Origin of the sequence: Polynucleobacter ibericus (assembly GCF_018687955.1) — a bacterium.
In the GTDB taxonomy this organism is placed as follows: Bacteria; Pseudomonadota; Gammaproteobacteria; order Burkholderiales; family Burkholderiaceae; genus Polynucleobacter; species Polynucleobacter ibericus.
Genome location: NZ_CP061309.1, coordinates 1,484,826 through 1,507,886, shown reverse-complemented (window position 1 = coordinate 1,507,886; position 23,061 = coordinate 1,484,826). Strand labels below are relative to the sequence as shown.

The following is a 23,061-nucleotide window of genomic DNA, read 5'->3' as shown; positions in this document are numbered from 1 at the left end:
GAATGAAACATTTAGTAAAACTTTGCGCAGCGGCAATCGTTGCAATGTCTTTGGCTGCTTGCAGTACGCCTGATATCAAAACCTCTTCTGCGGATTTTGTAAAAGTGACAAACGGAATTTTGACCAGCAGCTATGGCAAAACGGTTTACACCTTTGATAAGGATCAGACTGGCTCAGGTAAATCAGAGTGCATCTCTACTTGTGCTGATAACTGGCCTCCAGTGTATGTAGAGCCTGGCATCATGCTTTCAGGCAATTTTTCTTCTATCACTCGTGCCAACGGCCAAAAGCAGTTGACATACAAAGGTAAGCCGCTGTATTTCTTCGTCAAGGATAAAAATCCTGGCGATAAGACTGGCGATAATGTGAACAACGTGTGGCATGTTGTAACGCCATAATCTACAGTTTTCATTAGCTCAATGTAACAAATGCCACCTCAGGGTGGCATTGTCTTTCATGAAAATATTTTTATCGCTTCTTATTAGCCTTTTTGTTTCAGCTAGCTATGCTGAAGGCTTATTAGTCCCCATCTCAAAATTTGACAATGATTCTCAGCGATTAACTAACAGTAAGGTGCTGGAATTTTGGGGTTACCATAATTATGATGGTAATGATAATTATCAAAATATTCTTAAGCTCCGGTATTACAACCCTCTAGAGGCTGGCAATTGGCGCGGACGTATACGTCTCGATAGTTCTTACGCATCGAATTACAACTCTATTTCGTCTGCCAATAATTCAGGTCAGTACAGTGCCGGCAATACCATGGTGACGGTATGGGGTCAGGACCTCAATTTTCTGAAACCCCTCGGAGCTCTAGTTGGCGGTCGCGTTGTGTTTCCGTTTGGCAATAACGGACAGTGGGCAGTTGGGCCTCAGCTAGGTTGGTCTTTTATGCCCGAGGTAGACAGTCTGCTCCATGTGACTGATTTTTCGCCCTTGCTGCGCTATATGTATGGCTTTGACACTAAAAATAATAGTCTCAGTGCTAACCCCACTCAGCCAGCGCTAGTCAGAAACCTGCAAATATTTCCCACTCTAGGTTTGCAGCTGTCGCCAAACACCATGCTCCGCTTCTGGGATGAAAACGGAATGGTCTACAACTCTGCCGGAGGTGGGTGGTTTGTGCCGATTGATGCGATGGTCACCCATCGACTGGATAAAAACTGGGTATTTGCAGTGGGGGGCAGTAAGCAAGTGGTGCAAACCTATCAGCAATATGATTGGTCGACTTATGCCAAGATCTCATACAACTTTTAGCATTAAAAACCCGCCGTTGCGTGCCCTAAAGGCTACAATAGCTCTCAAATTTAGCGCCAATTTTCCCATTACCTACCCTATATCCAATAGAACCTCTATATGAATAAGAAAATCTTCTTAGTATTTACGGCAGTATTTGCACTCCTAACATCTGTGAGCATTGCTCATGCTCAAGAGCAGCTTTCTCCAATTCCCAAGATCTCCAATGAATGGACTGTGGATGTAACACCTTATGTTTGGCTGCCTACCATTAGCTCAACACTTAATTACAAAGGTCAATACCTCAATACCGCAGACGTAAGTATGAGCGAGCTGATCAGCAATCTTAAGTCGGGTGGCATGATTGCTGGAGAGGCTCGTTACGGTAAGTGGGGAATGATGGCCGATGTGGTAAGCGCCACCTTACAAAAAACTAGCACCGTCCCAGTCACTCCAGCCCCAGGTTATAACTTTAGAGTGGCAATGAAGCCTACCATTCAGCAAACCATTTTGACTGGTGCAGCTACTTATAACTTGCTAAATAATCAAGACACTACTGTGGACGGTTTGCTGGGCGTTCGCTGGATTAGCGTGACAGCTACATTGAATCTTGCTCTTGATGGTACGAATTATTCATTGAGTGACTCTAAGACCGTGAGTACTGTTGATCCTATTGTTGGTTTCAAAGGGCGCTATCGCATTGCTGGATCTACTTGGTATGTACCTTTTTATGGAGATATCGGTAGTGGCGGTGGTACAACTAATGTTACGTGGCAGGCAATGGCGGGCATAGGCAAGACGATTGAGAAGTGGGTTGATGTCTCCTTGGTTTATCGAGGCCTTTACTATGATATGGACTCCTCAAAGACTAATGGTGCCGGCCTATTACAAAAGACGACCTTTCAGGGTCCGCAATTATCAGCAACTTTTCACTTCTAATTCTTAAGTTACTTTTATGAAATTCATTCTTCAATCAACGGCTGCATTGGTAATTACTGCTACTTTTTCATCTTCGCTTCTAGCCCAAGAGGCAGCCGCACGCACTGGAACTGTTGCTGCTGAAAAATCGGGGGCATTGGCAGCTCCTAAGCCGGCGGTAGATAGTGTAGATATTGCTAAGAAGTTAGCTAATCCAATTGCTAATATGATTTCTGTGCCATTGCAATATGAGTTCAGCCGTGGTGTTGGTCTCAATCAAGGCGGCTCTGAACAAACACTCTTGTTCCAACCGGTAGCCCCATTTAATTTAGGTGGCGGCGATGTTTTTATTGTGCGTCCGATTGTGGCTGGCGTAAGAGAAACCAGTGTTGAATATGCCCCAGGCCGTTCATTTTCGGGTTACGGCATCGCGAGTGTGACACTTGAGTCATTCTATGCACCTAATACCAATTCCTCTTGGATTTGGGGTATTGGTCCTTATGCGCAATCACCTTCAGGTAATAGCGGCAAGTTTGGTTCACAGCAAACTGGTGCCGGCGTAACTGCTGTGGTTCTGAATCGTGATGGCCCATGGACGTATGGTTTGTTGGGTTACCAATCTTGGAACGTAGGCGGCAACCCTGCTTTTGGGACACAAAACAATTTGTATGGCCAGCCATTCCTTGCTTACACAACAAAAACGGCTTGGACTTATACCGCCAATATGGAGGCGCAATATAACTATGATTCGCGTCGCACCACCAATCCACTGTATGCAGGAGTTTCCAAGTTAATGGTGATTGACGGTATACCGTTTTCTTTTGGTGCGGGTCCAATCTATTACGTAAGCAATACTCCAGGAGGCCCGTCTGGTTGGGGCGCTCGCGCAACTGCAACGCTGGTTATTTTGAAGTAATCACCAAATACTACAAGGAAAAATATGAAATCAATGTCAAAGCTGCTTTCAGTTTTATTGATGGCACATTGTGCCGTTGTCTTTGCTAAAGGCAACGCCGACACCATTTTTTATGGCGGCCCCATTGTTACTGTTAATGCTAAGAATGAAGAAGTGCAGGCACTTGCAGTTCAGAATGGCAAGATCGTGGCAGTAGGAACTAAAGACGCGGTTATTAAAGAATGGCAGGCCGGTACCACTAAGGTAATTGATCTGAAGGGTCAAACTTTGATGCCAGGCTTTGTTGAGCCACACGTGCATATTATTGTGACCTCGGTATTTGAGGGTTTGGGTTTGAATCTCAGCAACTTTACTTTGCCTTATGACACTAAGGAAACCTTAATTCAAAAGATGAAGGCAGCTCTTAAGGATGTCCCAGCTGGTGGTTGGCTTTTCGGTTTTGGTGTTGATCCATCTCGCACTACGCCTTTTATGGCCGAGCTTACTGCTGACGATTTGGATAAAGTTTCTAAAGATGTGCCAGTTTTCATTGTGAATCAATCTGGTCACATTGGTTATGTCAATCACAAGGCTTTAGAGCTTGCTGGCGTTACAAATAAATCACCTAATCCCCCTGGTGGTGGTGTTTACGTTAAAGATGCAAAGGGGAATCTCACTGGTAAATTGATTGAGCCACCTTCCTATTTGGCATTCATGGCAAAAATGCCTGCTCCAACAGAGGCTCAATTATTGGGCGCTATTCAGGGCACTATGAAGAAGATTGCTTCTACAGGTGTAACTACTGCATCCGAAATGAGTGTTGGTGGTAACTTTGGTGTTGATAAAGAGGTTGCTATATACAAAGGCATTTTTGCAAAGAATGCATCGCCTATTCGTATTCGTGGATATTTGTTTAGCGAATCTATTCCCACAGGGAAAACTTCAATTAAGCCAAACGAGGGGGATGACCAATTACGCTTTATTGGTATTAAATATATCTCTGATGGCTCTACCCAGGGCCTCACAGCTGCCTTAAATAAGCCGTATTCATATCCTGAGAATTCAAAATGGAGTGGCGAGCTTGATTTCAAAGATGCAGATATTTATGCTTCAGCAAAAGCGTTTTTTGATCAAGGCTGGCAGATTTCTACTCACGCCAATGGCGATAAAGCAATTGATCAAACCTTAGCCACCTACTCAAAACTATTGGCTAATAATACAAAGCCGCAAGATCGTCGTTTACGCATTGAGCATTTCACAGTGAACAATGAATCTCAAGTGAAAAAAGCGGTTAAGTTGGGCGTCGTTCCAAGTTTTACAATTGGTCACGTTGACTACTGGGGTGCAGCATTTAATAATCACATCATTGGGGCAGAGCGCGCTAAGCGTATTGACCCGGCAGGAGACTTCAAGCGCGCTGGTGGTAAATTTACCTTGCATAGCGATACGCCAGTTTCACCAGTTGGTCCTTTAAACTATATTAGCGAAGAGGTAACGCGTTTATGGCAGTTGCCGCCACAGAAGGCATTGGGACCGGATCAAGCCGTTTCAGTTGATGATGCCATTCGCGCGGTAACGATTGATGCAGCTTACCAAGTCTTTGCTGACAATATTGTGGGCAGTCTTGAGGTTGGTAAGCAGGCTGACTTGGTGATTCTGGAGAAGAACCCACGTCAAACACCCCCTGCCGATATTCGTAACATCAAAGTTAAAGGGACTTGGATTGACGGTAAGCCAGTTAACCTAAACTAGTTTCTTGACGATTTTTATCAGGCTCTACGCACCCGCTTCGGCGGGTGTTTTACTTATTAGGGCGTGACAAACACTAATATGTTGCAGTTATCTTATTTAGTATCATATTGAAATTGACTGATCTCTGGAATATTCATGAAACTCAAACTTAAAATCATTTCTATTAGCATCATTGGACTCTGCTCGAGTTTGGCCAGTGCAGTGCAGTTGATCGATCCTCCATCAACCCCTAAAGTCTCCAACATCACGGTTTTTGTGGCCAAGAAAATTGTCACTATGGACCCAGCGATTCCGAATGCCACTGCTGTGGCTGTTGCAGATGGTCGTATTTTGTCTGTTGGCTCTTTAGAGGATATGAAGCCTTGGACAGATAAGTACCCAACGCAAATTAATAGAGACTTTGCTAACAAAGTAGTTTACCCAGGCTTTATTGAGCCTCATGCCCATCCACTACTTGCTGGAATTTTATTTAACAAGCCCTTGTTAACTCCATCCCCGATGCCAAATCCTTGGGGGGCACCATTTCCGGGCGTTCCAAATTTGCAGGCTGCTATCAATCAGCTGAAGAAATATTCTGACAACATTAAAAATCCTAATGAGACTTTGTTGGCGTGGGGTTATGACGTCGTGGCAATGGGTAAGCTACCTGATCGCCAGCTGTTGGACCAAGCCTCTAGCACCAGGCCCATTATTGTTTGGGATATCTCTGGTCATGATATGTATGTAAATAGCGCCTTTATCAAATCATATGGCCTAACTCCAGAGAAAGTGAAGAGTGTCAAAGGCGTTGGACTTGATAAAGATGGTCAGCTTAATGGACAGTTTTTAGAAATACCTGCCATCTCTTACATTCTTAGTATTGCTGGTAAGGATGTTTTGAAGCCCAATGAAATTCCCACTGATTATCTGTATATGAGCGATCTCATGCAGCAGGGTGGTATTACTACCTCAGGTGATTTAGCGTTTGGAACACTGAATATTGATACGGAACTGAAAATTGCCAAAGACTTTAGCCAATCAGCTGCCGGCGCTTTGCGCATTGTTCCAGTGGTGTACGCAGATCCCTTTATCCAGAAGTATGGCGATAAAGCAATTGCAGAAGCTCAAGCCCTAAAGCAGCAAGATAATGATCGACTGATATTTCAGGGGGTAAAGTTTTATAGTGACGGCGGGTATTTGCCGGAGACTATGCGCATGGAGAATCCGGGCTATACAGATGGTAGTGTGGGCTCCACCAACTACAAATCAGCACAAGAGTTTGCTGGCGCCATGAGGCCATGGTGGGATGCTGGATATCACATTCACATTCATAGTAATGGCGACGTTGGAAATTTACATTCTATTAATGCACTGCAGCTGATGCTCGATGCAAAACCCCGTTTTGACCATCGTTACACGATTAATCACTTTGGTATTGCATCGACTGCTATGGTGATGAAGATTAAAGCCTTAGGTGCAGTAGTGAGCGCTAATATTTCTTATATTTCTGAGCGCGCTAAATTGGAATACCCTGCATTAGGTGTTGATCGCGCCTCTTATGCGACGCGTCTTGGTACTTTAGTACGAAATGGCATTGTTACCTCCATCCATTCAGATGCTCCTGTATCAGCCCCTGTGCCGCTAAAGGAAGCATGGACAGTGGTTACGCGCAGGGATGTCTATAACGATGGCAAAGTATGGGCTCCTGCTGAGGCAGTCACTGCTGCAGATGCCATGAAGATGATTACGATCAATGCTGCCTACACGCTAGGTGTTGAGGACAAGGTTGGAAGTATTGAGGCAGGTAAGTTTGCAGACTTTGCAGTCTTAGACGCTGACCCTCAAACAGTTCCCGCAATGAAGATCAAGGATGTGGGCGTTTATGCGACGGTATTGGGCGGCAAGGTCATTCCAGTATCCGAGACCAAGAAGCCTAGATCTTCGAAGTGATGCCTTAATTTCAGAGCTGGGCTGTACTAAAAAGCCAACTCTCGGGTTGGCTTTTTAATGCCGGGTAATTTTTGAGAGATAAAGGGTGCGACCTCAATAGGCGCTTAAAATAGATCACATTCTCCTGGCCAGAGCTTATTGAGAAATAAGTCCTAGCGGACAATATCTGCTATACGAATAAAATTAAGGATTAAAGCTTGAAGTCTGATAAGAGAAGTTGGGGTTTGGTAATTGGGATGCTCATTATTTTGGCTGCCTGTATTCTGTCTTATTTCTTCACTAAACCCGCAGAGGCAGACATAGTGGAATTGAATAAATTATCAGTCCCACATGTAATCAATGTATAGCTTATAGCCTAATCAATAAATGAAATCATGACTAAATCTGTTAACTCTTTTTCAAAAAACCTTGCTGCAGTATTGGCATCAGCATTATTACTTTTGGGCTGCCAGTCCACTGGTCAAGACGGCAAACCGCTTACATCTGCAGAAATTATTCAAAAGCGTGAAGCTACTTTAAAAATGTCAAAGATTGGGCTTGATACCTTGATCAAGCAAAAGCCAGCAGTGCAGAAAGAGATTGATCAGGCAGCTGGCTATGCAGTTTTCACCACTACTAACGTCAATATTGTTCTACTGGTTGTAGCTCGTGGTGAAGGTGTTTTATTTGACAAGCGACGTCAAGAACCTATTTTTATGCAAGCACTTAAAACAGGTGAGGGTCTAGGAGCGGGATATCAAGATCAATATCAGGTTGCGATCTTTAAGACGCCTACCGCAATTGATCAGTTTTTATTAGCAACAATTGATGGTCAGCGTGGTGGTCTGGATGTAGATGCGAATTTTTCTGCCGGATCAGGCGGTACGATCCGTTCGTTTAATCCTGAAATAACCTTCTATACAGTGGGGCTCTCTGGTTATGATTTGCAGGCCAATTATGGCGGTACGCTCTATTTAGTAGATCAGCAGCTTAATAATGCTGCCACCTTGAATAGTCTTCCAAAAAAGAAGTAAAGCAAGACCGCTTCTACTGGTATTTCTCTATAGAAACCAGCCTGAACGAGAGTAGATTGGTGAATATCCCCACCAATCTGAAAGGCTGATATGAGTAAGAAACCATTTGATATGAATGCGATGCCCGGACAGCAAAGCGCTGTTGATGCGACTAAGGCTGCTGGGCGTGTGGCAATTGAAAGTGCTCAGGCAATCGCTCAAATTAATCAGCAAGCTACTCAAGAATTGGCTGCCATGATGCAGAAGCGGGTATCAGAGTTGATGAAAACCCAAGATCCTCGCTCAGCATTTGAGTATGTGCATGCAGAGGTGTTGCAAGATGCTGCCAAAGAGATCTCTCAATATCACAATCAATTACTTCAGGTTTTGAAAAGCGGTAATGAGGAATTAGCTGATATTGCCGAAACCATGATTCAGCAATCAAAAGCGGATTTAATCCATTTCGTGAATGAAGCAACGGATAATGCGCCAGCTGGTAGCGAAGCCTATGTTTCTGTATTTAAAACTTCATTCAATAATGCTTTGCAAAATTTTGAGTTGATTCGCGCCACCATGGCTGACTCTTTCACTAATTTTGAGAAGAGCGTAGAGAATGTTAGTAATCTTGCTAATCCAAAAGGCACTGCAAAAAAGAAGAGCTAAAGATTATTGAGTATTAGTACTGCTTCTGAAATTGTAGGGCGGTTTTAATGGTCTGAAAGTGAATGTCCACAGTAGATTCAATTTCTTTGCCATAGCCGCCCGCCATTGAAAAGGCAATGGGGATCTGACGATCTAGCGCGTACTGAAATACCGCCTCATCCCTTAAGCGCATTCCTTCTGTACTCAGTTGCAATCTGCCTAGCCTATCGCCCTCATGAGGGTCGGCACCCGCTAAGAAGATGAGGCAGTCTGCCTTGAATCGTGCATCCAGTTGATCAAGACATTCACCCAAGGAGTGTAAGTAGGTTTCATCGTTGCAGCCGTCTGCTAAACCTAAATCAAGATCGCTCTCTTCTTTCTTAAATGGAAAGTTATTTTCTCCATGCATTGAAAGGGTAAAAATAGAATCATCGTTTTGCAGAATCGATGCTGTGCCATTACCTTGATGAACATCTAAATCAATTATGGCAATTTTGAGTGAGGGATTAATCTCTTTTTGGAGAGTGCGCGCTGCGATCGCAGAATCATTGAACACACAAAATCCACTCCCAGCATCACGATATGCATGATGTGTTCCGCCGGCAAGATTAGCAGCAATACCTTCCTGTAATGCAGTTTTGGCTCCCGCTACTGTAGCGCCGGCTGAGCGACGCGAGCGCTCCACCATTTTTTCACTCCAGGGAAAGCCGATTTCTCTTTGCTCCTGAGCGGATAAATTGCCTTCAATGACTTTAATAAGATAGCTTGGATCATGGGCATAAAGAATTTGAGTATCAGTAGCAGGCGGCGCCTCTACGAGCTCAATCTCGGACAAACTGCTAACTAAATCCCGTAAGCGAGAATACTTCTCCATTGGGAAGCGATGGCCAGCTGGCAGGGGTAATACGAAATGGTCTGTATAAAAAGCTTTCACTCTGCTCTTATGCCTCTCGCGCATATTCCTTCAGAATATTTAAAGGAACTGTCTCTAGTGCTTTGATGTGCGTACTTTCGAGTTTAATGAATGGAGCGCAATTGGCATTCAAGGCTTCTACCCAGCGATTGATGCATAGACACCATTGGTCACCCGTAACCAAACCTGGAAATTGATACTCCGGTCTTGGGGTAATTAAGTCATTGCCTTTTTCTAGGCTAAATTGCAAAAACGCATTGGTCACAATGGCGCAGACCAAGTGGCTACCCACATCTTCTTCATTGGTTTTGCAGCAACCATCTCTAAAAAAACCTGTTAGGGGATCAAAAGAGCAGGGTATCAGCGGCTCTCCAAATACATTTAGCGCAATTTCTTTTTGCATAACAGCCTTAAAGTTGATGTGTCAGCCAGTTTATTGAATTAGCCGTAAACTTGCTGAACAATGACCCAGTTAGAAAAATTTACCCTGTTTTATGATGGCGCTTGCCCTTTATGCCAGGCGGAAATTCTGTTTTTATCAGGACGAAATCAAGCCAATCTTTTGGATTTTGTCGATATCAACTCTGAACAGTTTGACTCACAAACGCTTGGGATCTCCTGTGAAGCTGCATTGGCAGCGATGTATGGTCAGTTTGCTAGCGGTAAATTGATTCAGGGCGTTGCAGTGTTTCCGGAGGCGTATCGCCGTGCTAACTTGCCTCGCTTAGCTTGGTTTTTTTCCAGAAAGTCCCTGCAGCCATTTTTGAAACTCGGCTACCTCTTCTTCGCTAAAAATAGACATGCTATATCTAGCCTTTTAGGTCCAACTGCATTGCGATTAGTGAAATCAAAATCACCATGAAGATCATTCGATTCTTGCTATTAGCCGCATTGTTAAGCGCATTCATGCCAATGAGTTTTGCGCGTGACCCACTGGTATTGCCCCCGCATTTAAGTGCTGCAAAACTGCAGGGTAGCGGTCGTCTTACTTGGTGGGGCTTACACATTTATGATGCCTCGTTTTATCGAGTGGGCTCACTCTCTGCCCCGGAGTTTGCATTAGATTTGCGTTATCAAAAGTCCTTCTCAGGCAGCTCTATTGCCAATCGTAGTGTTGAAGAGATGAAGCGTATTGGTATCTCTGATTCCCAGGCAGCACTTTGGGGAAAGGAGTTAACATCTTTTTTGCCTAATGTGGAATCTGGACAAACTTTGACCGCCATCTACACCCCAAAGCAAGGAACTACCTTCTATTACGATGGCAAGCAGATTGCTCAAATTCCGGGGACTGAGTTTCCAAAAGCATTTTTTGGCATTTGGCTTGATCCCAAAACAAGTGCCCCAAAGCTAAGAGCAGAGTTGCTCGGACAAACTTGTCCACCACCACTTTTTAATGAGGCTTGTTAATCCATGAAATCCCTTGCCCGTCTTATCTGCATCTTATTTTGTAGCTTACTATTGGCTTCTTGTTCATCACCCCAGGTTTCTCAATATGCTACTGAGAAGCCAACCTTGGATTTAAGTGAATACTTCTCTGGAACGATTGATGCCTATGGCATCTTTACAGATCGTAGTGGCGAAGTTAAAAAGCGCTTTACTGTTTTGATCAAGGCCAATTGGACCGTAATTGAGGGAAAAAAAGTAGGCACATTAGATGAAAGCTTTGAGTACTCTGATGGTACAAAGCAAAAACGCATCTGGACCTTAACTGAGCAGTCGCCAGGTAACTTCATTGGTAGAGCAGATGATGTGGTGGGAGATGCCCAGGGCCTCTTAGCGGGAAATGCCCTGAATTGGACTTATACCCTTGCTTTGCCAGTTGATGGCACTATCTATAACGTTCAATTTAATGATTGGATGTACCTAGTGACCCCCAAAGTAATGCTCAATAAGGCCAAGATGAGCAAGTTTGGCATAGAGCTAGGTGAGGTCACCTTGAGCTTCTACAAGCGCTAAGCAAAAGCCCTGGTTTTGTGTCACACTTTCTTGAAGGGCGCCATTGAGTGTCTTAACCAGGGAGATCCAGATGAATCTGAAATTAAAGCAAGCTTCGATTGCCTTATCTACCGTAGGAATTTTGTCCTTAGTGGCCTGCCAATCGATGGAGCAAGGAACGGGCCAAAAAGCTAGTGCAAGTTTAGATTCTCGTTCAGGATCTCAAGCTAAAGGTGAAGTCACCTTCGTTTGGCAGGGCAGTGATGTTCTTGTCAGTGGTAAGTTTTCTGGGTTGAAGCCAAATGCCGAACAAGGCTTTCATGTGCATGAAAAAGGTGATTGCTCAGCGCCCGATGCCACTAGCGCAGGCGGTCACTTTAATCCCGATACAAAAGCGCATGGCATGCCAAACAGCGGTATGAATCATGCGGGAGATATGCCAAACATTAAATCGGATGCAAATGGTAATGCTACTTATAGCGCCAAGTTGCATGGATTTGCAGTTAATACAGGTCCAACCGGAATTGTTGGTCGATCGGTTGTGGTGCATCGCGATCCGGATGACTACAAATCTCAACCCGCCGGAAATTCTGGTCCACGCATTGCTTGCGGTTTAATTAAGTAAGCACTTTTATTTAAATACATTAAGAGATACAGGGCATTTCATGAGAATCGAAGATACCGATCCAGCGCGTCACGCAGGGATTGAATATCCAATGGAAGTGGGTGCCCCAGTATTTGCGCCTATTAAGGTCACAGAAGAAAAAGACAAGGCTGTTAATGTAGCCCGGCAGAATGCCAAGCTTGAGTACGACCGCATCATGGAGCAGGCCGAAGTCTTAATGAAGCAGGCTAAGGCATTGCAAGCAAGGCTGGATGCCACGGAGATGGTGCATAGCGCTAAATTTAGCTTTAATCCCATCCATGGAAAAATTTACCACCTGTATTACGACACCAGAAATAGTGTCAACGTACTTATACAGAATGGTCCAAGTGGCTGGAGTTGCGGTATTCCAGACGGCTGGACATATTCAATGGCGGTAAAGAAGTTGGGTGATAGTACTTGGGCGGTGATTGAAGAGGAATCTTCGGATGCCCTTACTGTAATATGAGTTTTTATAAAAACAATATAGGTGACATGTGACAAAAGCACGAGTGGTTAGTCTTACTGAGCTAGGTAGCGCAGACGTAATCAAGGTAATCGATAAAGAATTACCTCCTCCCGCAAAAGGAGAGGTCCAGATTCGTCAAACTGCGATTGGATTTAACTTCATTGATGTGTATCAGCGCTCTGGTGTTTACCCCCTTGAGATGCCTACTGGATTGGGCCATGAGGCCGCTGGCGTTGTTGAGGCAGTTGGAGAAGGTGTCGCTGATTTCAAAGTGGGCGATCGTGTTGTTTATATGAATGCTGGCATTGGCGCGTATGCAAGTGCTCGCAATGTTGCAGCTGACAAGTTGGTTTTGTTGCCAGATAATATTTCCGATGAAGTAGCTGCTGCAGTGTTCTTTAAAGCGATGACTGCGCAATATTTAGTGCAGAAGACTTATAAAGTTAAAGCAGGTGATGTGGTTTTAGTGCACGCAGCTGCTGGCGGTGTGGGTCAAATTCTCGCGGGCTGGGCAAAAGCCTTAGGCGCATTGGTTGTTGGTACTGTTGGCTCTCCAGCAAAGTTTGCTGCGGCCAAAGAGGCGGGTTGCGATGCAGTGGTTGATTACTCTCAGCCCAACTGGGTTGAAGAAGTCATTAAAGCAACTGGCGGCAAAAAGGCTAATGTAGTTTATGACTCCGTTGCTAAAACTACTTTCTTAGGCTCATTGGATTGTGCCGCACCTTTTGGGACGGTTGCTTTGTTCGGTGCCGCTTCAGGTCCTGCTCCCGAGATTCAGCCAGAAATTCTAAATAAGAAGGGTTGTCTATTTTTAACAAGGCCTTCTGTATTTCCACATAACGCTACCGCAGCTTTATTAAAAGAAAACGCCAAAGCAGTATTTGATGCGATTGCTCAAGGACAAGTTAAAGTGCAAATTGGTGCCAAGTATTCATTAGAGCAGGCTGCAGATGCGCATCGTGCAGCTGAAGGGCGCAAAGTTTCAGGCGCGATTGTGATGACGCCTTAAGCTTAAATGTTCTAGCGTACATAAGCCCCGTATCAACGGGGCTTTTTTTATTAGTCAATGAGACGTAATATGAAAGAATGAAAACACTTTTCAAAATTATTATTTCAACCCAGCTATTACTCATAGGCTCTTTTGCTTTAGCGCAAATTCCAGATACGAATTATTCGCAAGGGGTTTCTTATATTACTGGTGGTATTGGCGAAAGCGAGACTGTTGCAATTCTTGCCGAGGCGAAGCAATGGCCTCTATTGCTGGAGATGTCTCAAATTGAAAATGGCAGAGGCATTTGGATTTCAGGTGCGAGCATTAAAGTGACCAATGCAAAAAAAGAGGTGATTTTTGAAGCACTAGCAGATGGCCCATATATGCTGATCAATCTTGTGCCCGGTGACTATGTAATTGACGCTACTTATCAGGGGGTTACTCAAAAAAAGGCGCTTTCTATTAAGGCTGATGCACCGCAAAAAATCTCACTGTTCTGGAAATAGTGCACTACTAAATGACGTATTGCGTCATCAGAATAAATATTGAATTTGTTCTATAGTTATTAGGTTATTTCACCCTAAGGATTCGCTTGAGTTCGATTTCATCTGTAGTAAGGGAGCAACTTGCCCCTCACGGAGTTCTTTCTGCTGCCGTATATCTGGGTAATTTTTTATTGGTTACAGGGCGGAATTCAGCCGGCGAGCCTACTGGTATAGCGCCTGATATTTGTCGTGAAATCGCAAAGCGTTTAGACGTGTCCTTGGACTTAAAGGGTTATGAAACGCAAGAAGAGGTTGTAGATGCTGCGGCTAGTGGCAGATGCGGCATTGTATTGGTGGGCTCTGATCCTGCGCGTGCTGAGAAAGTCACCTTTACACCTGCCTATGTAGAGTTGGAGGCTACCTATCTCGTTCCCGAAGGCTCATCTATTTGGGAAATTTCTCAAGTAGATCAGCCCGGAGTTCGTATCGCATCCTTTCATAAAAGTGCATATGATCTTTGGTTGCAGCGCAATTTAAAGCATGCCACTTTGGCGCATGCTCCTGGCTTGCAAGCAAGTAATGAGCTGTTTATGAGCGATCATCTAGAAGCATTGGCTGGTCTGAAGACTGGTTTGGTCGCTTTTGCTCAAAAAGTCCCAGGTTTACGAATATTAGATGGTCAATTTACTGGTATTCAGCAAGCAATTGCTACTAAAAAATCCAATTTTGAAGCAGTAGAATTTCTCAGTGCTTGTGTAGAGGATTTCATTCGCAGCGGTTTAGTAGCCAATTTAATTCGGCAGTACGAAGTACAAGGTTTATCTGCCGCCCCTATTTATTCGGCAGTATAGAAACTCAATCTTTAAAGGAGAAAAATATGACAAAAATTGTGGTGGTCTTTCATAGTGGTTATGGCCATACAGTGAAACAAGCGGAGGCAGTTGCAAAGGGTGCTAACGCCACATTAGTAGCAATTGACGCGGAGGGTAATATCACTGATGCGCAATGGGAAACACTGAACGCGGCAGATGCGATTGTTTTTGGTTCGCCAACTTATATGGGTACAGTGAGTTGGCAATTTAAAAAGTTTGCTGATGCTACTTCAAAGCAGTGGTTCTCTCAGCAATGGAAAGATAAAGTTTTTGGCGGCTTCACTAACTCAGCAACTATGAATGGTGACAAGCATTCCACGCTGCATTATTTCTTTACTTTAGCCATGCAGCATTCTGGTTTATGGGTTGGCACTGGCTTAATGCCGTCAAACTCAAAAGCAGCTAAGCGCGATGATATTAACTACGTTGGTTCGTCAGCCGGAGCGATGATGCAAACTCCTTCGGATGCGAGTGCCGATGAGGTAAATCCAGGCGACCTAGAGACCGCACGACTCTATGGACTGCGCATTGCTGACATTACGCAGCGCCTTAAGTAGGCTAAGTAACTGATTTAACAGCGAAAACCACCTGCGGGTGGTTTTTTCTTTCTGGGCTGACTGGGTTTATAATTTCATAAGTAATTGAATTGAAAGGGATTATTCCCTTAAATCCCCCCTTACTGGTTTGACAGCCCCTTTAGGCTCTTGGACAATGCCTGGGGTGGTTTGATTCAAGCCATAAGCCCTTATGACAGTCGACATCTCCTCCTCCACCAGCAAGCCCTTTTTGAAGCTTGAAGCTCGAGCGCTTAGTTGCGTGCGAGGCGAAAGACAGTTGTTTCAAGATCTTCACTTAGTAGTCTCAGCCGGAGAGTGTTTGCATGTGCGCGGTGAGAACGGCGTTGGGAAAACGAGTTTGTTAAGGCTTCTAACAGGTTTGTCTAAAGCAGAGGCTGGCGAGATCTTGTGGGGCTCACAGTCAATCGCTAAAGGTCCTTCGGCCTATCATCGTGAGCTTTTATTTCTGGGGCATCGTGATGCTTTAAAAGAAGATTTAACGGCCCTAGAAAATTTACAACTCTATGCAGCCTTAGATGATATTCATTTGCCGGATGATAAAGCCTTGGCTGCTCTCTGGCGTTTTGGATTACGTGGGCGCGAGCACTTAACTGTCAATTGTTTATCTGCAGGGCAGAAGCGCCGTGTCTTGATGGCTCGCATGCTGACACGCCAAGCAAAGCTGTGGATCTTAGATGAGCCATTCAATGCCTTGGATACCCATGCGGTACAAGCCTTGCAAGGTCTTATTGCGGAGCATCTTGAGCAAGGTGGACTGGTGGTATTAACCAGTCATCAAGAGGTGAGTCTGCCGCATGTAAAGGTACTCGATCTATGAATGCCTTGCTAGCCATTATTCACCGCGACTTACTGTTAGTGATGCGTCGTAAAAGTGAAGTGCTGACAGCTCTTTTCTTTTTTGTTGTAGTCACTAGTTTGTTCCCGTTGGGTATTGGTGCAGACCCAGCGTTGCTCAGAAAAATTGCTCCAGGCGTTCTTTGGGTTGCAGCCCTACTATCTACCTTACTAGGTTTACATCGTATGTTTGCTGCAGACTACCAAGATGGTTCACTAGAGCAGCTTGCTTTATCGCCACAGCCTATGGTGCTGTTAGTGGTTGGAAAAATTGTTGCTCACTGGATTGTGTGTGGTTTACCACTCGTAGTATTAGCTCCTATTATTGGGATTCAATTTGATCTGGATGCTAGCTCTTTATATGTGCTGATGGGTACCCTCTTATTGGGTACGCCAGTGCTATCCTTACTGGGCTCAATTGGTGCCGCATTGACACTAGGGGTCAGGGGAGGCAGCGTGCTATTAAGTCTATTGATCCTGCCTTTATATATCCCGGTACTCATTTTTGGTGCCGGCGCTGTTTATGCAAATAGTGTGGGTTTAGATGCTTCCGGCCATTTTTCATTATTAGGCGCATTATTGATTTTGGCTTTAGCATTTGTCCCTTGGGTTAGTAGTGCAGCTGTAAAGATTGCGATTGAATGAGTCAAGTAAATAATTTTTCTAATCACCGCTTGGTTAACTGGTTTAAGTTATCCAGCCCCAGCACCTTTTATCCGGTGGCAGGCAAGCTCATCCCATTCTTTTGGGCGCTCACTTTTTTGTTTGGCGCTGCTGGTTTATGGGTTAGCTTTTTTGTGGCGCCGGTAGACGCCGTGCAAGGGCAGGGCTACCGCATCATTTTTGTCCATGTACCCGCTTCCTGGATGTCGATGTTTATCTATTTAGTCATGGCTGGATGGGCGGGACTAGGATTGGTTTTTAATACGCGCTTATCTGCCATGATGGCGCAAGCACTTGCCCCAATAGGTGCCTGGATGGCATTTTTGTCGCTATGGACTGGAGCATTTTGGGGTAAGCCAATGTGGGGCGCTTGGTGGGTCTGGGATGCCCGCTTAACCTCAGAGTTGATTCTCTTATTTCTCTATTTGGGATTTATTGCTTTGAGGGCGTCGATTGATGATCCTCGCCGGGCTGATAAGGCCAGCGCCATTTTGGCTTTGGTGGGTGTCGTAAACGTGCCTATTATTTATTTCTCGGTGAAATGGTGGAATACCTTGCATCAAGGCGCTTCCGTTTCATTGACTAAGGCCCCGGCAATGGCTCAGACCATGCTCTGGGGAATGCTATTAATGGCCTTATGTCTCTGGATGTATTCCATTGCGGTCACCTTAATGCGAGTAAGGGCAATCATTTTGGAGCGTGAGGCTCATGCTGATTGGGTGAGACAATTAAATGAGGTGAAAAGCTGATGTGGAATAGCCCTTCCGAGTTTTTTGCCATGGGCGGCTATGCACTATATGTGTGGAGTAGTTTTGGTATTTCTGCGCTGGTGTTGATATTAGAGCCCCTTATGGTACGAGCTCGTTTTAGAGCAATCGTGCGCAGGTTAAAGCAAGAGCAATTAGCAGAGCAGTTTGATAAAGAGATTAGTAAGTGAAGCCTAGACATAAACGCGCATTAATCATTGTTGGAGCCCTCATCGCTATCGGTGTAGCTGCGCTCTTAATTTTGAATGCGCTCAATAGCAATATTGCTTTGTATGTCACTCCAAGTGAAGTGGCTGCTGGTAAAGCTCCACAGGGTCAAGCCTTTCGTATTGGCGGTATGGTTAAAGATGGCTCCTTAAAGCGCGATGGTTTAACGGTGCATTTTGTGATCACCGATCTAGCTAAAGATATTCCGGTTGCGTATACCGGCATTCTTCCGGATTTGTTTAAAGAAGGTAAGGGCGCAGTTATTCAGGGCCGCATGAATGCGAATGGTGAATTCATTGCGAGCGAAGTCTTGGCTAAGCACGATGAAAACTACATGCCTCCTGAAGCCAAGCACGCCTTAGATCAAGCTCAAAAAAATGGAAGTAATAAATGATTCCGGAGTTTGGGCATTACGCATTAGTTCTGGCGCTTTGCATTGCCATTATTCAAGGGGTTCTACCCTTGCTGGGTGCTCAATTTGGTCGCCGTGACTGGTTGGTATTAGCTAGACCTGCTGCACAAACTGTTTTCTTGTTACTGGCGATTGCTTTCGTTACATTGGCATGGAGTTTTTATGCTAATGATTTTTCTGTGCTTTATGTTGCCGAGCACTCAAATTCACAAATGCCAGTGATTTACCGATTAGGTGCAGTCTGGGGCGGCCATGAGGGATCGCTGCTCTTGTGGGTCTTCTTACTAGCGACCTGGACGATTTTGGTTGCCCAGCTTTCTAAAGCTTTAGACGACTTTATGGTGGCACGCGTGATTGGCGTGCTGGGTTTAGTGACCAGCGGCTTGCTATTGTTTGTTTTAACAACTTCAAATCCATTTGAGCGATTATTACCTGCTGCGCAAGATGGCCGTTCTTTAAATCCCCTGCTGCAAGATCCTGGCTTGGTATTTCATCCGCCAATGTTGTACATGGGATATGTTGGTTTCTCAGTAGCATTTGCCTTTGCAATAGCTTCTTTATTATCCGGTAGGTTGGATGCCGCATGGGCGCGCTGGTCACGTCCATGGACAACTGCCGCTTGGGTTTTCCTCACACTTGGTATTGCACTTGGTTCATGGTGGGCTTATTACGAATTGGGTTGGGGTGGTTGGTGGTTCTGGGATCCTGTTGAGAATGCCTCGTTTATTCCTTGGCTCGTAGGCACTGCCTTATTGCATTCTTTAGCGGTGACTGAAAAGCGTGGTGGCTTTAAGAGCTGGACTGTGCTGTTGGCGATCACTGCGTTCTCCTTATCTTTGTTGGGAACATTTCTGGTTCGCTCTGGAGTGTTAACTTCAGTCCATGCATTTGCGACTGATCCACGACGCGGTATTTTTATTTTGATCTTCTTGTCTCTAGTGGTGGGCTCTTCCTTATTACTGTACGCATGGCGTGCGCCTAAGAGTTCGATGGGCGGTAAATTTAGCCTTACCTCTCGTGAAACATTTATCTTGCTTGGTAATGTCTTTTTAGTTGTCTCTGCCGGATCTGTTTTGCTGGGAACTTTATATCCTTTGCTGATTGATGCTTTGCATCTAGGCAAGATTTCGGTAGGCCCCCCTTACTTTAATAGTGTGTTTGTTCCCATCATGGTTCCTTTGTTGGTGCTGATGGGAATTGGTCCATGGACGAGCTGGAAACACAGCAACTTAATCACGATCATCAAGCGTTTGTGGCTTGCTGGACTGGTTGCTTTGATTGCAGGCATCACTATTCCGTTGATCATGGGTCAATTTACTTGGTTGGCGGGCATGGGTTTCATGCTGGCATTTTGGGTAATCGCTTCTGGTTGTATGCAAATCGTACGCCAAGCTAAAGCAGGAAAGCCAACGCGTTCTTTCATTGGAATGCAACTTGCACATTTGGGTATTGCGGTATTTGTGATCGGCGTCACGATGGTGGGTGCTTACCAAGAAGAAAAAGATGTACGTATGGCAGCAGGTGACACCGTTAGCGTTGGCGGATACCAGATTCAATTGCAGGGTGTAAATGCTGCTCGTGGCCCCAATTATCAGGCGATGCGCGGCACATTCTTGTTATCTAAGAATGGCAACGAAGAAACTACTCTCTATCCAGAGAAAAGAAGTTATTTTTCATCGACCATGCCGATGACTGAGGCGGCCATTGATGCTGGACTTACTCGCGATATTTACGTCTCTTTGGGCGAAGAACTTGGAGACCAATCCTGGGCTGTACGTGTTTACTACAAGCCTTTTGTGGACTGGATTTGGGGCGGCTGTTTGTTAATGGCCTTAGGCGGAGTGTTGGCAATATCAGATAAGCGTTATCGGATGAAGTTAAAGAGCAAGTTGTCATGAAGACAAAATTATTAATTCCGCTCATATTGTTTATTGGCCTAGTGGTCTTCTTAGCAATTGGTTTAAATCGTGATCCCCATGAAGTGCCCTCGCCATTGATTAATAAAGCTGCGCCAGTTTTTGAGATCCCTCAACTAGCCGATGCCGGTAAAACGTTTTCACCGGCAAGTATGAAGGGGCAGGTATGGGTTCTCAATGTTTGGGCATCATGGTGCGTCGCATGCCGCGAGGAACACCCTGTCCTGGTTGAGCTTGCCAAATCTCAAATTGCACCTGTGATTGGTTTGGATTACAAAGACAAGCGTGAAGATGCTTTGGCAATGTTATCTAAACAAGGTAATCCCTATGTACTTTCCGCCTTTGATGCCAATGGTCGTGTTGGAATTGATTATGGAGTGTATGGCGTTCCTGAGACCTACATCATTGATAAGGCTGGCGTGATTCGCTTTAAGCATATCGGCCCGCTGACAATGGATTTACTGAATCAAAAAATTTATCCCGTACTAAGTGAGCTGAAGAAATCATGAAGCAGATTTTTTTAGTCATTATTTGCATATTCAGTCTTGGTGGCGCTATTGCCAATGAGGCAGCTCCACTGGCAGATGACCCGGTAACAGAGCAACGTCTGATCAGTATCTCGGAAGAAATGCGCTGCTTGGTATGTCAGAATGAATCTTTAGCTGGATCACGCTCTGATTTAGCAAACGATTTGCGTCGTGAAATTCGGACTCTCATTAAAGAGGGTAAAAGCGATGATCAAATTCGTAACTTTATGGTTGAACGTTATGGCGATTTTGTGTTGTATCGCCCACCTGTGAAGCCAATAACATGGCTGCTTTGGATTGGACCATTTGTTATCTTGTTGATCGGTATTGCAGCGCTGTTAACTTATTTGCGACGTCGCAATAGCAGTGTTCCCAATGTGATCTTGACCGATGCGGATAATCAGAAGATTGATGCTTTGCTAAAAGCAGGCGATAAGAAAGAGGGATGAATTCAGTGACCAGTTTTTTAATCCCCGCTTTTTTACTCCTAGCGTTGGTCTTGGTATTACTTCTGCGCCCTTATATTTTCCCGTCGAAAACTAAGGCAACATCGCGTCGTCAAATGAATGCTGCTATTTATCGAGAAGAATTGGATAAATTGGAGGCTGAACATGCTACGGGAGTCATTACAGCTGCAGACTACGAGATTTCTCATGCAGAAATGCGTCAACGTCTTTTTCAAGACACGATCGTAGAAGACGATCTTGAGGTAGCGGGTTCTACGAAAAAAACAGCTATAGGAATTTGCATTTTTATTATTGTGCTTTCGTCGGGGCTCTATTTCTCATTGGGAGATGTAGTGCGCATAACTCAAACAAACTCTGAGAGGCCAGTCACTCAAGAGGGTGTTGAAAAAATGGTGGCAGAGTTTGCCATCAAAATGGAAAAAGACCCTAGCAACCTAAAAGGCTGGGCCATGTTGGCGCGCTCCTATCGAATTTTAGGTCGCAATGAGGATGCAGCAAAAGCATATGCGCGCGCTGGTAACTTCATTGATTCTGACCCACAATTATTAGCAGACTATGCAGATGTCTTGGCTACTAATGCCAATGGTAGTTTTGCTGGTAAGCCTCTGCAATTAATTAATCAAGCCTTAAAACTGGATCCTGATAACTTGATGGCGCTTTGGCTTTCTGGGACAGCGTCTTATAACGCTAACAACTATAAGGCAGCAGTACAAAGTTGGGAGAAGCTGGCAAAACTAATACCAGCGGACACTGATGAGGCTCGTGCTATTCAGGGATCAATTGCTGAGGCGCGCTCTAAAGGTGGTTTAGCTTCTCCCGCTCCAGCATCTACCCCAACTCCTGCCGCCTCTTCCGGTAAGGAGATCAGCGGCAAGGTTGAATTGTCCGCTCAGCTCAAGTCCAAAATTAAACCTGGTGATATCGTGATGGTAATTGCTCGTAAGCCTGGGGAACGTATGCCAGTAGCTGTCTTAAAGGCGCCCGCAATCGATTTCCCAATGAGCTTTACTTTGAACGATGCCTTAGCAATGAATCCCGCAGCACCCCTCTCGCAATTAGCTGAAGCGAGTGTTGAAGTGCGTATTTCTAAGACTGGTATGGCTAAGCAAGAGGCTGGGGATTTAATCTCTGCTGTACAAACCATTAAGGTTGGCACTAAAGACGTTCGACTCCTGGTAGACCAAGTTCGTCAGTAGGCTTAGCCCCTGCCAACAAATGGCATATTGGTTGCCATAATGGTCATCGAGAGAATATTGCTCTCTAGTGGAAGTTGTGCCATGTGTAATACCGCTTCACCAACATGATCAACGTCCATGCGTGGCTCTACCTTAATAGATTGATCGGCTTGCATAATTCCGGCAGCCATAGGTTCAGTCATCTCAGTAGCTGCGTTACCGATATCGATTTGACCGCAAGCAATATTGAATGGGCGTCCGTCTAAAGCAATAGTTTTGGTGAGACCACTAATAGCATGTTTCGTGGTCGTATAGGGTGCTGACATTGGGCGCGGTGCATGCGCTGAGATCGAGCCATTATTGATAATTCTGCCGCCCTGTGGGGATTGCGCCTTCATCATTCGGATCGCCTCTTGTGAGCATAAGAAGGCGCCACAGAGATTGGCATTCACCACATTCATCCACTGTTCGTAGCTTAAGTCTTCCATGGGGATGGCGGGCGCACCCATACCGGCATTATTAAAGAGCACGTCAATGCGGCCAAATTGATCCTTAAGTGCTGCGAATAGTTTCTTGACCTCATCTGGGTTTCCCACATCGCAAGAAACGGCCAAACAGTTGTTTTGGTTGCCGCCAATGTCAGAAATGGCTTTTTCTAGTTTGCCTAGGTTGCGCCCCGTGAGAACCACCTGATAGCCGCCTTGAAGAAGGGCTTTGGCGGCTGCTTTACCGATGCCAGTTCCTGCACCAGTAACTAGGGCAACCTTGGTTTTTGTTGAATTCATAATGGCCTATGGAGCTTCTAAAAGCATCATCTTATCGTGAATTATTTGACCCGTT

Annotated in this window: 29 protein-coding genes; 26 read left to right on the top strand and 3 right to left on the bottom strand. The window is 45.0% G+C overall.

Features of this window, described 5'->3' with window-relative positions:
• The first annotated feature begins 2 nt into the window (after positions 1-2).
• The 8 genes from AOC20_RS07700 to AOC20_RS07665 all read left to right on the top strand — a co-directional run bounded on the left by AOC20_RS07700 (position 3) and on the right by AOC20_RS07665 (position 8,388).
• On the top strand, positions 3-398 hold the full coding sequence (locus AOC20_RS07700; protein ID WP_215359956.1) for a COG4315 family predicted lipoprotein: 396 nt from the start codon (positions 3-5) through the stop codon (positions 396-398).
• A 58-nt stretch (positions 399-456) separates the two neighbouring features.
• A complete protein-coding gene (locus tag AOC20_RS07695) occupies positions 457-1,260 on the top strand; it encodes a hypothetical protein (protein WP_251373079.1) in 804 nt (267 codons plus the stop codon).
• A 99-nt stretch (positions 1,261-1,359) separates the two neighbouring features.
• Positions 1,360-2,178, top strand: a complete 819-nt coding sequence (locus AOC20_RS07690) for a hypothetical protein (RefSeq protein ID WP_215359954.1) — start codon at positions 1,360-1,362, stop codon at positions 2,176-2,178.
• A 16-nt stretch (positions 2,179-2,194) separates the two neighbouring features.
• Entirely contained in the window at positions 2,195-3,073 is an 879-nt protein-coding gene (locus AOC20_RS07685; RefSeq protein WP_215359952.1) for a hypothetical protein, read from the top strand.
• 24 nt (positions 3,074-3,097) lie between these two features.
• Complete coding sequence (locus AOC20_RS07680; RefSeq protein WP_215359950.1) at positions 3,098-4,804, top strand: amidohydrolase; 1,707 nt, start codon at positions 3,098-3,100, stop codon at positions 4,802-4,804.
• A gap of 135 nt (positions 4,805-4,939) precedes the next feature.
• Positions 4,940-6,733, top strand: coding sequence for an amidohydrolase (locus AOC20_RS07675; protein ID WP_215359939.1), 1,794 nt, complete (start codon positions 4,940-4,942; stop codon positions 6,731-6,733).
• A gap of 374 nt (positions 6,734-7,107) precedes the next feature.
• A complete protein-coding gene (locus AOC20_RS07670) occupies positions 7,108-7,746 on the top strand; it encodes a lipid-binding SYLF domain-containing protein (protein ID WP_215359937.1) in 639 nt (212 codons plus the stop codon).
• Between the two features lie 90 nt (positions 7,747-7,836).
• Positions 7,837-8,388, top strand: coding sequence for a phasin family protein (locus tag AOC20_RS07665; RefSeq protein WP_215359935.1), 552 nt, complete (start codon positions 7,837-7,839; stop codon positions 8,386-8,388).
• Positions 8,389-8,401: 13 nt separating this feature from the next.
• Here the strand turns inward: AOC20_RS07665 and AOC20_RS07660 are convergent, their stop codons facing one another.
• Positions 8,402-9,301: a histone deacetylase family protein gene (locus AOC20_RS07660; protein ID WP_215359933.1), complete on the bottom strand. Its 900-nt coding sequence runs from the start codon at positions 9,299-9,301 to the stop codon at positions 8,402-8,404.
• 7 nt (positions 9,302-9,308) lie between these two features.
• Positions 9,309-9,683, bottom strand: a complete 375-nt coding sequence (locus AOC20_RS07655; RefSeq protein ID WP_215359931.1) for a DUF2237 family protein — start codon at positions 9,681-9,683, stop codon at positions 9,309-9,311.
• Between the two features lie 60 nt (positions 9,684-9,743).
• Between AOC20_RS07655 and AOC20_RS07650 the strand changes: the two genes are divergently transcribed.
• The 18 genes from AOC20_RS07650 to ccmI all read left to right on the top strand — a co-directional run bounded on the left by AOC20_RS07650 (position 9,744) and on the right by ccmI (position 22,242).
• Positions 9,744-10,142 carry a thiol-disulfide oxidoreductase DCC family protein gene (locus AOC20_RS07650; protein ID WP_215359929.1) on the top strand — a complete coding sequence of 133 codons (399 nt, stop codon included), beginning with the start codon at positions 9,744-9,746 and terminating at the stop codon, positions 10,140-10,142.
• The gene (locus AOC20_RS07645) at positions 10,139-10,687 is read left to right on the top strand and encodes a chalcone isomerase family protein (RefSeq protein ID WP_215359927.1); all 549 of its coding nucleotides are present in this window, start codon (positions 10,139-10,141) and stop codon (positions 10,685-10,687) included. Before AOC20_RS07650 ends, AOC20_RS07645 begins: the two co-directional genes overlap by 4 nt.
• Positions 10,688-10,690: 3 nt before the next feature.
• Positions 10,691-11,236, top strand: a complete 546-nt coding sequence (locus AOC20_RS07640; protein ID WP_215359925.1) for a DUF3833 domain-containing protein — start codon at positions 10,691-10,693, stop codon at positions 11,234-11,236.
• A gap of 70 nt (positions 11,237-11,306) precedes the next feature.
• On the top strand, positions 11,307-11,840 hold the full coding sequence (locus AOC20_RS07635; protein WP_215359923.1) for a superoxide dismutase family protein: 534 nt from the start codon (positions 11,307-11,309) through the stop codon (positions 11,838-11,840).
• Between the two features lie 40 nt (positions 11,841-11,880).
• Positions 11,881-12,327, top strand: a complete 447-nt coding sequence (locus tag AOC20_RS07630) for a DUF2452 domain-containing protein (RefSeq protein WP_215359921.1) — start codon at positions 11,881-11,883, stop codon at positions 12,325-12,327.
• A gap of 28 nt (positions 12,328-12,355) precedes the next feature.
• Positions 12,356-13,336: a quinone oxidoreductase family protein gene (locus AOC20_RS07625; protein ID WP_215359919.1), complete on the top strand. Its 981-nt coding sequence runs from the start codon at positions 12,356-12,358 to the stop codon at positions 13,334-13,336.
• A 77-nt stretch (positions 13,337-13,413) separates the two neighbouring features.
• On the top strand, positions 13,414-13,824 hold the full coding sequence (locus AOC20_RS07620; protein WP_215359917.1) for a carboxypeptidase-like regulatory domain-containing protein: 411 nt from the start codon (positions 13,414-13,416) through the stop codon (positions 13,822-13,824).
• Between the two features lie 86 nt (positions 13,825-13,910).
• Positions 13,911-14,654, top strand: a complete 744-nt coding sequence (locus tag AOC20_RS07615; RefSeq protein WP_215359915.1) for a transporter substrate-binding domain-containing protein — start codon at positions 13,911-13,913, stop codon at positions 14,652-14,654.
• A 26-nt stretch (positions 14,655-14,680) separates the two neighbouring features.
• Positions 14,681-15,232, top strand: coding sequence for a flavodoxin family protein (locus tag AOC20_RS07610; protein WP_215359913.1), 552 nt, complete (start codon positions 14,681-14,683; stop codon positions 15,230-15,232).
• A 190-nt stretch (positions 15,233-15,422) separates the two neighbouring features.
• On the top strand, positions 15,423-16,070 hold the full coding sequence (gene ccmA, locus AOC20_RS07605) for a cytochrome c biogenesis heme-transporting ATPase CcmA (protein ID WP_215359910.1): 648 nt from the start codon (positions 15,423-15,425) through the stop codon (positions 16,068-16,070).
• The gene (gene ccmB / locus AOC20_RS07600; RefSeq protein WP_215359908.1) at positions 16,067-16,732 is read left to right on the top strand and encodes a heme exporter protein CcmB; all 666 of its coding nucleotides are present in this window, start codon (positions 16,067-16,069) and stop codon (positions 16,730-16,732) included. Before ccmA ends, ccmB begins: the two co-directional genes overlap by 4 nt.
• Positions 16,729-17,499, top strand: coding sequence for a heme ABC transporter permease CcmC (gene ccmC / locus AOC20_RS07595; protein ID WP_215359906.1), 771 nt, complete (start codon positions 16,729-16,731; stop codon positions 17,497-17,499). The genes ccmB and ccmC overlap by 4 nt, the downstream gene beginning before the upstream one ends.
• Positions 17,499-17,687, top strand: a complete 189-nt coding sequence (gene ccmD, locus AOC20_RS07590; RefSeq protein ID WP_215359904.1) for a heme exporter protein CcmD — start codon at positions 17,499-17,501, stop codon at positions 17,685-17,687. Before ccmC ends, ccmD begins: the two co-directional genes overlap by 1 nt.
• The gene (ccmE, locus tag AOC20_RS07585) at positions 17,684-18,118 is read left to right on the top strand and encodes a cytochrome c maturation protein CcmE (RefSeq protein ID WP_215359902.1); all 435 of its coding nucleotides are present in this window, start codon (positions 17,684-17,686) and stop codon (positions 18,116-18,118) included. Before ccmD ends, ccmE begins: the two co-directional genes overlap by 4 nt.
• Complete coding sequence (locus AOC20_RS07580) at positions 18,115-20,034, top strand: heme lyase CcmF/NrfE family subunit (RefSeq protein WP_215359900.1); 1,920 nt, start codon at positions 18,115-18,117, stop codon at positions 20,032-20,034. The genes ccmE and AOC20_RS07580 overlap by 4 nt, the downstream gene beginning before the upstream one ends.
• A complete protein-coding gene (locus AOC20_RS07575; protein ID WP_215359898.1) occupies positions 20,031-20,561 on the top strand; it encodes a DsbE family thiol:disulfide interchange protein in 531 nt (176 codons plus the stop codon). The genes AOC20_RS07580 and AOC20_RS07575 overlap by 4 nt, the downstream gene beginning before the upstream one ends.
• Positions 20,558-21,028: a cytochrome c-type biogenesis protein gene (locus AOC20_RS07570; protein ID WP_215359897.1), complete on the top strand. Its 471-nt coding sequence runs from the start codon at positions 20,558-20,560 to the stop codon at positions 21,026-21,028. The genes AOC20_RS07575 and AOC20_RS07570 overlap by 4 nt, the downstream gene beginning before the upstream one ends.
• On the top strand, positions 21,025-22,242 hold the full coding sequence (gene ccmI / locus AOC20_RS07565) for a c-type cytochrome biogenesis protein CcmI (protein WP_215359895.1): 1,218 nt from the start codon (positions 21,025-21,027) through the stop codon (positions 22,240-22,242). Before AOC20_RS07570 ends, ccmI begins: the two co-directional genes overlap by 4 nt.
• Before the next feature lie 2 nt (positions 22,243-22,244).
• On the opposite strand, the gene AOC20_RS07560 is transcribed toward ccmI, so the two are convergent.
• Positions 22,245-23,006, bottom strand: a complete 762-nt coding sequence (locus tag AOC20_RS07560; protein WP_215359893.1) for an SDR family oxidoreductase — start codon at positions 23,004-23,006, stop codon at positions 22,245-22,247.
• Between the last annotated feature and the right edge of the window lie 55 nt (positions 23,007-23,061).

What these genes read in the sequence shown, in the direction of transcription:
- AOC20_RS07650 (WP_215359929.1), top strand. Translation starts at nt 9,744, where the DNA reads ATGACCCAGTTAGAAAAATTTACCCTGTTTTATGATGGCGCTTGCCCT.
- AOC20_RS07680 (WP_215359950.1), top strand. Translation starts at nt 3,098, where the DNA reads ATGAAATCAATGTCAAAGCTGCTTTCAGTTTTATTGATGGCACATTGT.
- AOC20_RS07570 (WP_215359897.1), top strand. Translation starts at nt 20,558, where the DNA reads ATGAAGCAGATTTTTTTAGTCATTATTTGCATATTCAGTCTTGGTGGC.
- AOC20_RS07670 (WP_215359937.1), top strand. Translation starts at nt 7,108, where the DNA reads ATGACTAAATCTGTTAACTCTTTTTCAAAAAACCTTGCTGCAGTATTG.
- AOC20_RS07630 (WP_215359921.1), top strand. Translation starts at nt 11,881, where the DNA reads ATGAGAATCGAAGATACCGATCCAGCGCGTCACGCAGGGATTGAATAT.
- AOC20_RS07575 (WP_215359898.1), top strand. Translation starts at nt 20,031, where the DNA reads ATGAAGACAAAATTATTAATTCCGCTCATATTGTTTATTGGCCTAGTG.
- AOC20_RS07640 (WP_215359925.1), top strand. Translation starts at nt 10,691, where the DNA reads ATGAAATCCCTTGCCCGTCTTATCTGCATCTTATTTTGTAGCTTACTA.
- AOC20_RS07655 (WP_215359931.1), bottom strand. Translation starts at nt 9,683, where the DNA reads ATGCAAAAAGAAATTGCGCTAAATGTATTTGGAGAGCCGCTGATACCC.
- AOC20_RS07645 (WP_215359927.1), top strand. Translation starts at nt 10,139, where the DNA reads ATGAAGATCATTCGATTCTTGCTATTAGCCGCATTGTTAAGCGCATTC.
- AOC20_RS07700 (WP_215359956.1), top strand. Translation starts at nt 3, where the DNA reads ATGAAACATTTAGTAAAACTTTGCGCAGCGGCAATCGTTGCAATGTCT.
- AOC20_RS07580 (WP_215359900.1), top strand. Translation starts at nt 18,115, where the DNA reads ATGATTCCGGAGTTTGGGCATTACGCATTAGTTCTGGCGCTTTGCATT.
- AOC20_RS07675 (WP_215359939.1), top strand. Translation starts at nt 4,940, where the DNA reads ATGAAACTCAAACTTAAAATCATTTCTATTAGCATCATTGGACTCTGC.
- ccmA (WP_215359910.1), top strand. Translation starts at nt 15,423, where the DNA reads ATGACAGTCGACATCTCCTCCTCCACCAGCAAGCCCTTTTTGAAGCTT.
- AOC20_RS07635 (WP_215359923.1), top strand. Translation starts at nt 11,307, where the DNA reads ATGAATCTGAAATTAAAGCAAGCTTCGATTGCCTTATCTACCGTAGGA.
- ccmB (WP_215359908.1), top strand. Translation starts at nt 16,067, where the DNA reads ATGAATGCCTTGCTAGCCATTATTCACCGCGACTTACTGTTAGTGATG.
- AOC20_RS07560 (WP_215359893.1), bottom strand. Translation starts at nt 23,006, where the DNA reads ATGAATTCAACAAAAACCAAGGTTGCCCTAGTTACTGGTGCAGGAACT.
- ccmD (WP_215359904.1), top strand. Translation starts at nt 17,499, where the DNA reads ATGTGGAATAGCCCTTCCGAGTTTTTTGCCATGGGCGGCTATGCACTA.
- AOC20_RS07695 (WP_251373079.1), top strand. Translation starts at nt 457, where the DNA reads ATGAAAATATTTTTATCGCTTCTTATTAGCCTTTTTGTTTCAGCTAGC.
- ccmC (WP_215359906.1), top strand. Translation starts at nt 16,729, where the DNA reads ATGAGTCAAGTAAATAATTTTTCTAATCACCGCTTGGTTAACTGGTTT.
- AOC20_RS07685 (WP_215359952.1), top strand. Translation starts at nt 2,195, where the DNA reads ATGAAATTCATTCTTCAATCAACGGCTGCATTGGTAATTACTGCTACT.
- AOC20_RS07665 (WP_215359935.1), top strand. Translation starts at nt 7,837, where the DNA reads ATGAGTAAGAAACCATTTGATATGAATGCGATGCCCGGACAGCAAAGC.
- AOC20_RS07690 (WP_215359954.1), top strand. Translation starts at nt 1,360, where the DNA reads ATGAATAAGAAAATCTTCTTAGTATTTACGGCAGTATTTGCACTCCTA.
- ccmI (WP_215359895.1), top strand. Translation starts at nt 21,025, where the DNA reads ATGAATTCAGTGACCAGTTTTTTAATCCCCGCTTTTTTACTCCTAGCG.
- AOC20_RS07610 (WP_215359913.1), top strand. Translation starts at nt 14,681, where the DNA reads ATGACAAAAATTGTGGTGGTCTTTCATAGTGGTTATGGCCATACAGTG.
- AOC20_RS07620 (WP_215359917.1), top strand. Translation starts at nt 13,414, where the DNA reads ATGAAAACACTTTTCAAAATTATTATTTCAACCCAGCTATTACTCATA.